General features: G+C 42.5%; 13 protein-coding genes. 1 reads left to right on the top strand and 12 read right to left on the bottom strand.

What is annotated here, in order from left to right; translation table 11 throughout:
* Positions 1-50: 50 nt before the first annotated feature.
* The 11 genes from GHNINEIG_RS05335 to GHNINEIG_RS05285 all read right to left on the bottom strand — a co-directional run bounded on the left by GHNINEIG_RS05335 (position 51) and on the right by GHNINEIG_RS05285 (position 10,688).
* On the bottom strand, positions 51-260 hold the full coding sequence (locus tag GHNINEIG_RS05335; protein ID WP_135795690.1) for a DUF3820 family protein: 210 nt from the start codon (positions 258-260) through the stop codon (positions 51-53).
* Positions 261-396: 136 nt separating this feature from the next.
* A complete protein-coding gene (locus GHNINEIG_RS05330; RefSeq protein WP_135795689.1) occupies positions 397-822 on the bottom strand; it encodes a hypothetical protein in 426 nt (141 codons plus the stop codon).
* A gap of 23 nt (positions 823-845) precedes the next feature.
* A complete protein-coding gene (locus GHNINEIG_RS05325) occupies positions 846-1,487 on the bottom strand; it encodes a hypothetical protein (RefSeq protein ID WP_135795688.1) in 642 nt (213 codons plus the stop codon).
* Positions 1,488-1,551: 64 nt separating this feature from the next.
* Entirely contained in the window at positions 1,552-1,995 is a 444-nt protein-coding gene (locus GHNINEIG_RS05320; protein ID WP_135795687.1) for a hypothetical protein, read from the bottom strand.
* Positions 1,996-2,114: 119 nt separating this feature from the next.
* The gene (locus GHNINEIG_RS05315) at positions 2,115-2,615 is read right to left on the bottom strand and encodes a hypothetical protein (RefSeq protein ID WP_135795686.1); all 501 of its coding nucleotides are present in this window, start codon (positions 2,613-2,615) and stop codon (positions 2,115-2,117) included.
* A 69-nt stretch (positions 2,616-2,684) separates the two neighbouring features.
* A complete protein-coding gene (locus tag GHNINEIG_RS05310) occupies positions 2,685-3,155 on the bottom strand; it encodes a hypothetical protein (RefSeq protein WP_135795685.1) in 471 nt (156 codons plus the stop codon).
* A 78-nt stretch (positions 3,156-3,233) separates the two neighbouring features.
* Positions 3,234-3,551 carry a hypothetical protein gene (locus tag GHNINEIG_RS05305; RefSeq protein ID WP_135795684.1) on the bottom strand — a complete coding sequence of 106 codons (318 nt, stop codon included), beginning with the start codon at positions 3,549-3,551 and terminating at the stop codon, positions 3,234-3,236.
* Between the two features lie 333 nt (positions 3,552-3,884).
* Complete coding sequence (gene lpdA / locus GHNINEIG_RS05300) at positions 3,885-5,651, bottom strand: dihydrolipoyl dehydrogenase (RefSeq protein WP_135795683.1); 1,767 nt, start codon at positions 5,649-5,651, stop codon at positions 3,885-3,887.
* A gap of 12 nt (positions 5,652-5,663) precedes the next feature.
* Positions 5,664-6,986: a dihydrolipoyllysine-residue acetyltransferase gene (gene aceF, locus GHNINEIG_RS05295; protein WP_135795682.1), complete on the bottom strand. Its 1,323-nt coding sequence runs from the start codon at positions 6,984-6,986 to the stop codon at positions 5,664-5,666.
* Positions 6,987-7,102: 116 nt separating this feature from the next.
* Positions 7,103-9,763, bottom strand: a complete 2,661-nt coding sequence (gene aceE / locus GHNINEIG_RS05290; protein ID WP_135795681.1) for a pyruvate dehydrogenase (acetyl-transferring), homodimeric type — start codon at positions 9,761-9,763, stop codon at positions 7,103-7,105.
* A 427-nt stretch (positions 9,764-10,190) separates the two neighbouring features.
* Positions 10,191-10,688 (bottom strand): RNA pyrophosphohydrolase, encoded by a 498-nt coding sequence (locus GHNINEIG_RS05285; protein WP_011370422.1) that lies wholly within the window; start codon positions 10,686-10,688, stop codon positions 10,191-10,193.
* Between the two features lie 297 nt (positions 10,689-10,985).
* Between GHNINEIG_RS05285 and GHNINEIG_RS05280 the strand changes: the two genes are divergently transcribed.
* Positions 10,986-11,642 carry a histidinol-phosphatase gene (locus GHNINEIG_RS05280; protein WP_135795680.1) on the top strand — a complete coding sequence of 219 codons (657 nt, stop codon included), beginning with the start codon at positions 10,986-10,988 and terminating at the stop codon, positions 11,640-11,642.
* A gap of 48 nt (positions 11,643-11,690) precedes the next feature.
* Here GHNINEIG_RS05280 and ffh read toward each other — a convergent pair whose 3' ends face one another.
* Complete coding sequence (gene ffh / locus GHNINEIG_RS05275) at positions 11,691-13,070, bottom strand: signal recognition particle protein (RefSeq protein WP_135795679.1); 1,380 nt, start codon at positions 13,068-13,070, stop codon at positions 11,691-11,693.
* Between the last annotated feature and the right edge of the window lie 103 nt (positions 13,071-13,173).

Below are 13,173 nucleotides of genomic sequence, written 5' to 3'. Positions count from 1 at the left end.
AAAAAAAAGGGAAAAACAAAGGGGTAACGTCCCGTTTTCTAATTAAAAGTCTATTTTCTTAACGGATCAAGAAGATGCTTTAAACCATTGTGATCTAACTCGTGCATTAGAGCCAATAACTGCCCTAAATTACCCGGTGGAAAGCCCTCACGCGCAAACCAATTAAGGTAATTGCCTGGCAAATCAGCAATAATTCGCCCCTTGTATTTGCCGTAAGGCATCGTGACTGTCACGAGTTTCTTTAAGTTCTCTGGATTCATAAGTTAACGTAGTGAAATAAGTATTTATTAAGCATTTTTACCTTTGGTATACAGATGCATTATTCAGTAGCATTTAAGGGTAGCGTCCCCTTTCCACGAAGGCCTTATTGATCTGGTTTATACACTTGTTATATGTTTAACCAACTACCTCTTCACATTTTCTTGTTAAAACATAAAGTTCTTCAAGCATGCCATGAAATACATGATCATATTCATGCTTAGGCACACCTTCATATATTTTGTCGTATGGTTCTTTATATAGTTGATGGACGATTTTGTTTCTAAGGGAATTTAATTTGTTAAATTTATCAAATTGTTCTTTAGATATTTGATTTAAAATAAATAATACCTTTAAAACAGCATTAAAACCTAATGTGTCACTCAAGTCATATACTTCGTCTTGCTTAGAGTCAAAGTGAACACAACCTACAAGGGTAAGTAATGATTGAGCTTGGTTTTCCATAAACCCATGTAAAATCTGAATTGCTTCTATATAGAAGCCTTGCTCATATGCTTTTTCAGCCTCAATGTCAGGCATTTCTTTTTGTTTGATATATTCCATAATTTGATATCTAACGTTAAAATTCAGCCGTGCCGCTTTCCGGCGTCGGCTGGAACGACTTTTTGTGTGTATGTTTTGAATTCATTGATGATATTTTTTATTATAGCCGCATTTTCATCATTAATTGCTTGATCAAGTTCTTCGTTTTTACGTCCTTGTGTTGCAAAGTATGGCATTTCAATAAAGGGGATGCTTCTTGCCAAACAATTTTTTATTACCTCATATCTCGAAAGTTCGTAAACGGAACTATTACCTGTTGAAAAAATCACGGCGCCGACCCTACTTATTAATTTTAAGTCGAATATTCCATTTATATGCGACATGATATCATTCTCTTGTATAGTAACCCTGAGCGCATCCTTGTTTTGTTGAGCATTCGGAATCGGTTTTGATAATGCATTTGTAAAAACAATTGGAGACATGCCAACATTAACGCAACTCTGACGAAATTGCCCTTTCCACGTAGTTAGCCTCTGAACGAAACCATATGTTCGATTCCAAAATGTAGAACCTGATGAGATGGCTTCATCATAGATGCTTATGCCTGGAATAATTTGCGCCTTTCCATTGTTTTCCCTGCCAAAAACCAAGATTAAAGGAAATTTTTCTTGCTCGGTACTGCCAACTGCAACTACCGCATAATCTGTGAAAATGCTTTCGTTCATATAGTTTTACATCCAACGTTTAAGTTAACCAGCCGCGCGTTAGCGCGGTCGAGTTGACATTGTGTTAGGTGTTTTTATTGGTATCATTTAAAATTTCGATTCCTACATTTTCATACCTAGCAAAAACGCTATCCGTTTTTTCATTCCAACCATCTGGCATTTTCGATCTCAAGCCTGCTGCGTTTAGATATTTATCTTCATCTTTAGTAATTTGACAAATAATGTAAAACTTATTCAAAACAGCAAGAATATTTTGATCTGTCAGTGAATCCAAGTTTAAGAGTTTGTTCATGATGAAGAAATGTGGAACAACGTGTTCATGAGTGACCTCTTTTCTTTTTAAACCATTAGCTTTGATTGATGTACAAAAATTTATTTCCTTGAACTCATCTAAAGCATATCTAATGTATTGTGAATAAATTCTAGTTTTATCACCTGCTTTAACATGCTCTTTTGAGTTGTTAATAACTCTTCTTAAACACTCTAATTTCTGATTAATTGTTTGCATTTTTTTATAAAAACTTTGTGTTTAATTTTTAGAGAACTTAATTGAAATCGAGACCTAACGTTTAAGCTAACCAGCTGCGCGTTAGCGCAGTCGGCTTGAGTGTTTTGTTATACGTTTTATCATGTTTCTGGAATCATTTTAAGGGCTTCAATTGTTTCGGAAGACGCCGCACCAGCAAATAAATGCGTATTATTTATTAATGTTGTAACGGCAGGGCCATTTGACGCCCTTTTTTTCTCTATTCTAGATTTTGCCGCCCAAGCGTTATTTTTTCTTTGGTATACATCTTCCCACCATTCTCGACCATATTTTTTTAGTAATTTCTTTTTGATATCGACGAACCTAGCTTTACTATCTGGACCTTCGGCGGATGCAATTACACTTGCCCAAATCATTCTTTTTTGAAGGTCGTTAGCAATCCACGATTGGTTTTTAAGCTGTTTTGCAATATTGGGATGTACAAATAATTTGCCTTCTCGATACATGCGTTCAAGCCAGAGTGGCTCAGCTAAGTTAAAAGCTTCTCTTTTATTTATAACTTCAATATGAACTGACTTCTTAGACCATTGGTCAAGTTCATCAATCTCAGATAAATATTTTGCTGCTTGGTTTGTATCCATAATCTGACTTAGGTATTATAACGTTTAAGCTAACCGGACACATGTTAACAGGTCCGGTTGAGCATATTGTTAAGCTTTTGCAAGCCTTTGAAAATTATTAGCAATATATTTTTTAAACCGTTCATGGCAATGCTCAGTGTATTCACCTGTTTCTTTATTTTTTCGTTTGCCATTGAACCAAATAGAACGTTTTCCAGTATTTTTGCCAGATTTATTTTGAACTGATTCTTCTATAAATTCTTGAGAACTCATAATCCAAAACGTATCTAAACGTTCAGAATAGAAAATAAAGAAATAGTTTCCTCGATATTCATGTGAGAGAGCAGCAAAAAGTGCCGCATCACCCATAACAACATCTTTTGAACGTGCTTTAATTTGTACTTCTACAAAAGTGCCATCTTCACGTCTGACTACAGCATCAATTCCATTGTCATCGATTAGTGGCATATAAACATCTATGCCTTCTTTGAGCATTAAGCCTGCAACCCAGTATTCAATTCTTTTACCAAACCCTGCTGAATGTCTAAAAGTGATACTCATATTTCAAAAATCCTAACGTTTAAGCTAGCCGGTCGCGCGTTAGCGCGGTCGGGTTGAGTGTATTGTGAGGTTGTTTTTTTACAGTTCATCTTTGTTTTTAGAAATAAGACCCCAAAGCTCTTCAGTGCCATTATTTCTTTCAAAGCGAACCGCGCCAGAACGAACAAGGACTTTTCGTAATTCGTCATCTTCAAAACCACCCAACCTTTTTTTAATTTCGGAAAAAGAGCGTTTCTTCCATTTTTCTTCACTTAGTAGTTTTTTAGCTACTTTTTCAGCCATAAATTCAGTTTTCAATTCTTGTTTAAGACGACGCTCTTGCACTCTAAATGTTACATAGCCTGTGAATGCTGCGATCAATATAGTTACTAGAGTCTGATAAATAATATTTTCCATATTGTTTCACGCAACCTAACTATAATTAGACATCCTAACCTGTATATATTTACGTACGGAAATAAATTATAAAGTTGACATTTTAAGATAATAATTTTAGTAGATTAATTTTATACAACCACATGCTATTATTATATAATTCAATCGCTTAATCTATTTTACAAGGCATAAATCATAGCGACTAAACCACGTTTATTAGATCTTTAGCACAAATGCATTCAACTCTTTAATTTTCCAGCACAATTGAATAACATCATACATAAAATACGTATTTAAACCAATAAAAAACCCGCATAAAGCGGGCTTTTTAATCTGAAAAACAACCAGGCCTGGCTATTTTTTCTTTTTAAGTGGCATCAAATCAGTAATCGTTCCTTCCGCCATCTCCGCTGCGAAACAAAGCGTTTCTGACAGCGTTGGATGTGGATGGATAGTCAAACCGATGTCTTGCATATCGGCCCCCATCTCAATGGCGAGCATGGCTTCTGCCACCAGCTCACCGGCGTTAGGCCCGACAATACCGCAACCGAGTAAACGATGCGTTTCGGCACAGAATAAGGCTTTGGTTAGCCCTTCGTCTCGTCCTAAGCTTAAGCTACGACCTGAGGCTGCCCATGGGAAGGCACCTTTTTCGTATTCAATGCCTTCGGCTTTAAGCTCGTCTTCGGTTTTACCCGCCCAAGCGACTTCTGGGTCGGTATAGGCCACGGATGGAATGCCCATTGGCGTAAACGCGCTTGGCATGCCGTTAATGACTTCAGCCGCCACTTTCCCTTCATGCACGGCTTTGTGAGCTAGCATTGGTTGACCAACAATGTCACCAATCGCATAGATGTGATCGACATTGGTTTTTTGACGCTCATCCACTTCAATGAAGCCCCAGTCGTTCACGGCCACACCGGCTTTATCCGCATCAATCAACTGACCGTTTGGTGCACGACCCACCGCAACCAAGATACGATCAAACGTATCTGTTTCCGGGCAGTCTTTACCTTCAAACGTCACCACCAAACCTTCTTCCTTGGCTTCGACATTGGTGACTTTTGATTTCAAGTAAATGTTTTCGTATTTCTTTTTGATTCTTCTCAGCAATGGCTTAGAGATGTCTTTATCCGCACCAGGAATAATGGTGTCACCCAATTCCACCACGGTGATATTTGACCCTAATGAATCATACACTTGCGCCATTTCCAGACCGATGATCCCGCCACCGATCACCAACATGCGGTTTGGCACTTCTTCCAGTTCCAATGCATCGGTAGAATCCATGACACGTGGATCGTCATGCGGAATGAATGGAAGCTTCACTACACGCGATCCGGCCGCGATGATGGCGTTTTCAAATGCGATGGTTTTGGTGCCACCGTCTGCCAAATCAACCGTGACCGTATTGGCTGAGCTGAATTTTCCGTAGCCTTGTACCACGTCCACATTTCGTGCTTTAGCCAGACCTGATAAGCCGCCAGTCAGTTTACCGATGACGGAATCTTTATAGTCACGCATTTTGTTGGTGTCGATTTTCGGCTCGGCGAATTCAATACCATGCTCGCCCATTTCACGGGTTTCGTTTAAAACGACGGACATGTGTAATAACGCTTTAGATGGAATACAACCCACATTCAAGCACACCCCACCGATGGACTCGTAACGTTCGATCATCACGACTTTTTTGCCTAGATCAGCGGCGCGGAATGCGGCGGTGTAACCACCCGGGCCAGAGCCTAATACCAACACTTCACATTGCATATCCGCATCGGGCAAGTCTGCCGCAGAAACGGCTTGTGGCGCTGGTGTTTCTGGTGTTTTTTCAGGTTCTGGGGTCACACTTTCTTCTACATTAGAAGAAACGGTTTCCACGTCGGCAATTTCGATTTTACCCACGACCGAGCCTTCTTTAACCTTGTCACCCACATCAATGTTCATTTCCACCACGCGACCTGCGTAAGGCGCAGGGATTTCCATGGTGGCTTTATCTGACTCTAGGGTTAACAAAGAGTCGTCTTGAATAACTTCTTCGCCAGCAGACACTAATACTTCAATGACATCGACTTCTGCGAAGTCACCGATATCTGGAATCAGGATGTCAACAATCTTACTCATACACTTCTCCGATTACAGAATCAATTGGCGTAAATCAGTTAAATACTGACCCACCGTCGTGGTAAAGCGAACGCCTTCCGCACCATCGACCACACGGTGATCGTAAGACACACTGAACGGCATCACCAAACGCGGTTCAAATTCAGACCCGTTCCAGACCGGTTGCATTTTCGCTTTTGAAAGCCCCATGATAGCGACTTCCGGAGCGTTGACGATTGGCGTAAACTGCGTGCCGCCGATACCGCCTAAGCTGGAGATGGTAAAGGTGCCGCCGGACATATCTTTTGGCGACAATTTACCGTCACGTGCTTTGCCGGAAATTTCCATCAGCTCACGAGACAGCTCATAAATGCCTTTTTTATCGACATCACGTAGAACCGGTACGACCAACCCATTTGGTGTATCAACCGCCACACCGATGTTGTAGTAATGCTTTTTAATCAAAGACTGACCGTCTGGCGATAAAGAGCTGTTGAAACTTGGAAAGTCTTGCAACGCTTTGACCACGGCTTTCATCACGAAGACCAGTGGCGTTAATTTCACGCCTTCTTTTTCCGCTTTCGCTTTCATGCTCTTACGGAAGGCGTCCATTTCAGTGATGTCGCATTCGTCAAACTGCGTGACATGCGGGACATTCAACCAGCTTGTTTGTAGGAACTTACCAGAGATTTTCTTGATACGTCCCAACTCTTCGGTCTCAGTTTCACCGAACTGACTGAAGTCGATTTCCGGTACAGATGGAATGCCCATGCCGCCTTGTGCTTGACCTGCGCCCGCACCGCCTTGCATGACTGATTTAATCATGGCTTCAATATCAGATTGCTGGATACGCCCTTTAGGACCTGTTCCAGACACGGTATTGATGTCGACACCCAATTTACGCGCGAAGGCTCTGACCGATGGAGAGGCATGAGAGGCTGCGCCCATAGACTGTGCATTGACAGGTTTGGTTAACGCTTGTGCAGTTGGAGAAGGCGTTGGTGCCGGGGCAGATTCTGCTGCTGGCTTAGGCGCTTCTTTAGGGGCTTCAGGTGCTTTTGCTGGAGCTGGCTTTTCTTCGGCTTTTTGCTCAGCCTTTTCAGGGGAAGCAGCCGCTTCAGACACTTCAATTTCGAAAACCGCATCGCCTTCCGCGACTTTATCGCCGACTGAAACAGTGACTTTGGTGATTTTTCCGGCGTAAGGCGCAGGGATTTCCATCGTTGCTTTATCTGATTCTAACGTGAGTAAAGAATCATCAACAGCGACCTCATCTCCTTCGGCGACTAAAACTTCAATAACTTCTACTGAATCAAAATCGCCGATATCCGGGATATTAATTTGCTGTGTAGCCATTTCATTTAATTCCTTCTTAGTATTCAGCTTGATTGGGTTTAAACGAATCAATCAAGCCAAATATGAATTCTTTCGCTGCTAGGTCACTAACAGCGATGTCTGGTTAGACGTTTCTATTAAGCATGAACGGGATAGGTTTTTTCGCTATCAATCCCGTATTTTTCAATTGCTTTCTGAACCACTTCTGGCTTGATGCTACCGGCATCTGCCAAGGCTTTGAGTGATTCCACTACTACGTAGTAGCGATTCACTTCAAAGAACTTACGAAGTTGTTCACGCGTATCAGAACGCCCGAAACCATCCGTTCCTAACACATAGAACTCACCCGGAACATATTCACGAATACGGTTAGGGTAATCGCGGATATAATCCGTTGCCGCAATAAACGGGCCTTTCGCACCCGATAATGTGGCTTCACAATAAGAAACTTTTGGCTTTTCAGTTGGGTGCATGCTATTCCAGCGTGTTGTTTCAATTCCGTCACGACGTAACAGGTTGAAACTTGGTGCTGCCCAGATATCTGCGGCAACATCCCACTCGTTTTCTAGCATGTCAGCTGCGGCGATCACTTCACGGAAAATCGTACCGGACCCCATCAACTGAACTTTGTTTTTATGTTTCGCTTCAGACTTCTTGAAGGAATAAAGACCTTTTAGAATGCCTTCTTCCGAGCCTTCCGGCATCGCAGGGTGCGAGTAGTTTTCATTCATACACGTAATGTAGTAGTAAACGTCTTCTTTTTCGTTGAACATACGTTTAATCCCATCACGGATGATGACGGCCATTTCATAAGCGAAGGTTGGATCGTAAGACAAACAGTTCGGTACATGATCGAATTGAATCAAGTTATGACCGTCCTGATGCTGTAGCCCTTCACCTTCTAGTGTGGTACGACCTGCTGTTCCACCCATTAGGAAACCACGGGCACGAGAATCCCCTGCGGCCCATGCCAAGTCACCAATACGCTGATAACCGAACATAGAATAGTAGATATAGAAAGGAATCATGCTCACGCCATAGTTCGCATAAGCAGTCGCTGCTGCGATCCAGTTAGACATGGCACCGGCTTCGTTGATCCCTTCTTGGAAAACTTGACCGTTGGCAGATTCTTTGTACCACATCAATTGGTCTGAATCCATTGGCTCATAGAGCTGACCGGCCGGATCGTAGATACCGACTTGACGGAACAATCCTTCCATCCCGAAAGTACGCGCTTCATCTGGAATAATCGGGACACAACGTGGCCCAATCTTCTTATCTCTTAACAAGATTGAGATGATACGGACGAACGCCATAGTCGTAGACATTTCACGGTCTTCCGTGCCTTCTGTTAACATTTTGAAAACAGACAGGTCTGGAACAGGAAGTGGCTCTGCCGTATCTTGACGACTTGGTAAATCGCCACCCAATGCTTCACGGCGCTCTTTCATGTATTTCAGAACATCGGAATCTTCATCCGGACGATGGAACGGAATGTCTTTTTCCAGTTCTTCATTTGAAATTGGTACAGAGAAACGATCACGGAAATATTTCATCCCTTCCAGATCCAGTTTCTTCTGCTGATGCGCCGTGTTCGCGGCTTCACCATACTGTCCCATTCCATACCCTTTAACGGTTTTGGCTAGGATAACAGTCGGTTTACCTTGTGATTCGGTCGCACGCTTATAAGCGTTGTAAATCTTACGCGGTGAATGACCCCCACGGGTTAGACGGAAAATTTCATCATCCGTCATGTCTTTAACCAGCTCGGCTGTTTCCGGGTATTTACCGAAGAAGTGTTCACGGACGAAAGCACCATCTTTTGCTTTATAAGCCTGGTACTCACCATCAACCACTTCACCCATACGCTCGATCAGCTTACCGGTGACGTCTTTTGAAAGCAGACGATCCCAGCCTGACCCCCAAATGACTTTGATAACGTTCCAACCGGCACCACGGAAAACCCCTTCCAGTTCTTGAATGATTTTGTCATTCCCTCGAACCGGGCCATCCAGACGTTGTAGGTTACAGTTGATTACAAAAATTAAGTTGTCTAGGTTTTCACGCTTGGCAAGCTGTAAAGCACCACGTGATTCCGGTTCATCCATCTCACCGTCACCCAAGAAGGCCCAAACCTTACGCCCTTGAGTTTCTGCTAAACCACGTGCTTGCATGTATTTCATGAAACGCGCTTGGTAAATTGCCATTAAAGGCCCCAAGCCCATTGAAACTGTTGGGAACTGCCAGTAATCTGACATCAACCATGGATGAGGATAAGACGATAGGCCATTACCATCGACTTCTTGACGATAGTTTCTCAGTTGATCCGCTTCTAAACGACCTTCCATATAAGAGCGTGCATACATCCCTGGGGCAGTGTGTCCTTGGAAGAAAACCATATCCGCACCTTGCTCATGCTTTGGTCCTTTAAAGAAGTGGTTCATCCCAACTTCATATAAAGTACAGCTGGAAGCGTACGAAGCGATGTGACCACCGACACTGGTGTATTTGTTTGCTCTTGAAACCATTGCCATGGCATTCCAGCGTAACAACGCACGCATTTTGCGCTCGATGCCTACGTCACCTGGATAGTTATCTTGTTCTTCTGGGGCAATGGTATTGATGTAAGGCGTATTTGCCGAATAAGGGATGTCGATACCATGAACACGCGCTTTCTCGATCAAAGTGCCAATGATATGTTGAGCCTTGTCAGATCCTTCAAAGGAGACAACGGCTTCTAATGCGTCAATCCACTCTTGTGTTTCTTGTGGATCCTGATCAACGAACTTATCGTTCATAAAATTTAACCTCTTTGGTTGGTTCAAACCTGCTTCAGGGGCTGGGTTTTCCTAAAGCCATTCAGTAGAATGTAGTTCTTACTTCTACCGCCAACAAAACCGTTTTGGTTTCCAGCTACTTAGTATTTCCAAAACGTATGAACATCTTGAAAGGCATAAATAAGACAATGCATCAGCCATTCTAGTTCATGTAAATGCGCAGGCATAATAACATTTTTTACCTATTTTGCATAACTAAGATAGCGGCTTTTCCCTGCATTTTTGTACAAATCGAAGTTGTTACAATCAAATAAAAACAGTTTGAAAAGAGGATAAGGGAAGGATATAAAAAGGTAACTTATTAAAACTTGGATGAATTTTAATAAGTTACCTTCGTTTTAACGTGAATATCATCTCATTTAATGAGACAGGAAAGTTTAACTAAAAACTACCCAACGTGTTCTTTCGTCCAGAATTTATGTAAATGCGTTTCAAGTTCCGTCAGGGCTTGATGATAAACCGATTGTTTAAATTCCACCACATTTTGAACCGGCACCCAATAATCCACCCAACTCCACCCTTCAAACTCTGGGGTTTCATGGGTATTTAAATTAATTTTTTCATCATCACTTAACATGCCCAGCAGAAACCAAATCTGCTTCTGACCAATACAGACCGGTTGGCTGTAGTGTCGAATCAGGTGTTTTGGTAAATCATAAGTGAGCCAATCCTTGGTACGACCTAAGACCCTGACATCTGAAGGCTCCAACCCCACTTCTTCTTTCAACTCACGAAAAACGGCTTGTTGCGGCGTTTCATTCTCACGAACGCCCCCCTGAGGAAATTGCCAGGCATCTTGATACAGGCGTTTTCCCCAAAACAGCTTACCTTCCTTATTTACAATAATGATACCTACATTGGGGCGATACCCATCTGCATCAATCACATATGACCCTTTTATTCTTGTTATTCTTTAATATTCAATACGTATAATTATTGCAAGAAAAGACCTTTTTTTTCAATCTCTTTTATCATTATTCGTGATTTTTTTCTAACCATAACGCTTAAACACAAAGAAAGTGCGTCGTTTTTACTCAAAACGCACGTTATTCTTAAAGATGCCTTTTAAAATACCACGTTCAAACCACATCGCAACACTATTTTCTGAACAGACCGATTTTCATCAGGTAAAATACCGCACATTAAATTCATTCCACCTTAACCAATTTTAAAAAGAAACCTTATGGCTTTAGCAATATTTGATCTTGATAACACTTTAATTCATGGTGACAGTGACTACCTTTGGGGAAAGTTTCTGGTTGAAAAAGGCGTGGTTGATCCGGACGTTTATGAAAAAACCAATGAACAGTTTTACACCGACTATAAAAATGGTTGTCTAGACATCTACAAATTCCAACGTTTTTCCTTAGCGCCTTTAACAAAACACAGCATGGAAACATTAAATGCTTGGCACGAAGAGTTTATGCAAAACTATATTCGTCCCATTTATCAGGACAAAGCGCAGGCATTAGTAGATGAACATCGCAGCAAAGGCGACCAACTTTTGATCGTGACGGCAACGAACAGCTTTGTGACCCGTCCAATTGGTGAGCTGTATGGTATTACGGAGCTTATTGGCACCGAACCCGAAATTGTTGATAACAAGTTCACAGGTGAAGTGGCTGGCGTGCCCTCTTTTCAAGAAGGGAAAGTCACACGACTCAATGACTGGCTAACAGAACATAACCAGAGCCTGGAAGGCAGTTATTTTTACTCCGATTCCCGTAACGATATTCCATTACTGGAAATTGTCGACCACCCGATTATCGTTGATGCCGATGAGTATCTCACCCAAGTGGCAAAAGAACGCCAATGGCCAAGCTTGTCTTTCAGAGACTGAATACAAAAAAACCACCAGGCCTGGTGGTTTTTTGAACGAATGAAACCCTTAACGCATTCCGGGTGGCAACATACCGCCCATTCCGGGAGGCATTTTCCCAGCCATCCCGCGCATCATGTTTTTCATACCGCCTTTCGAAACTTTCTTCATCATCTTCTGCATTTGAGTAAACTGTTTCATCAGCTTGTTAATATCTTGCACAGACGTACCAGACCCATTGGCGATACGTTTTTTACGAGAGCCTTTAATGATGGCCGGGTGCGCTCTTTCCTGACGTGTCATCGAGTAGATGATCGCTTCGAGGCGTTTAAAGTCTTTCTCAACGGCCTCGTTATTGATCTGGCCTTTCATTTGCCCCATGCCTGGCATTTTACCCATCAAGCCACCGACACCACCCATGCTGTTGATTTGCTGAAGCTGCTCGAGAAAATCTTCCAGGTCAAACTGACCGGATTTTTGCATTTTCTTGGCAAATTTCTGCGCTTTCTTTTGATCGATTTTACTTTCGGCATCTTCAATCAAGCTCAGGACGTCGCCCATTCCTAAAATGCGACCCGCCATACGGTCCGGATGGAACGATTCTAAAGCTTCGGTTTTTTCACCTGCCCCGATAAATTTAATTGGCTTACCGGTAATTTCACGGATGGATAATGCCGCACCGCCTCGCGCATCCCCGTCCGTTTTAGTCAGGACCACCCCTGTCAAAGGCAATGCATCATTAAACGCTTTGGCCGTGTTAGCGGCATCCTGCCCAGTCATGGCATCGACCACAAACAACGTTTCAACCGGTTTGATTGCTGTATGCAAGCGTTGTACTTCTTGCATCATGTCTTCATCGATATGCAAACGCCCTGCCGTATCAAGGATCAATACATCGACAAACTGTTTCTTCGCTTCTGCATGAGCTTTTTTGGCAATATCGACAGGATCTTCATCGGCAGACGAAGGGAAAAAACTCACATCGACTTGCTCAGCGAGCGTCTCCAACTGCTTGATTGCCGCTGGACGATAAACGTCTGCGGAAACCACCATGACTTTTTTCTTTTCACGTTCCTTTAACCAACGCGCCAGCTTACCGACCGAGGTGGTTTTACCCGCCCCTTGCAACCCGGCAACCATAATAATGGCGGGGGGTTCCACATTAAAGTTCAGCGGTTCGGCTTCCTGCCCCATGACGTCAGTCAATTGTTCACGAACAATCTTAATAAAGGCCTGACCAGGGTTTAAGCTGGTGGACACCTCTTGACCGATAGCTCTTTCTTGAACTTTATCGATAAATGTTTTCACGACCGGAAGCGCCACATCCGCTTCCAGTAATGCACGACGCACATCTCGCAGTGCATCTTTAATATTAGATTCTGTTAAACGCCCTTGCCCGGTAATCGCTTTAAACGATTTGGCTAAACGATCCGATAAATTATCAAACATATTTCTTTTCCCTACACGAAACTGACGACAAAGCTGACTGATCTTGAAAACAGCTAAGTCAGTGCTTTATTTTTAATTTCGTTTCATTTAATGCTAATTTTCG

It is taken from the genome of Hydrogenovibrio crunogenus (genome assembly GCF_004786015.1).
Lineage (GTDB): Bacteria > Pseudomonadota > Gammaproteobacteria > Thiomicrospirales > Thiomicrospiraceae > Hydrogenovibrio > Hydrogenovibrio crunogenus.
This window is presented reverse-complemented; position numbering and strand designations above follow the sequence as displayed.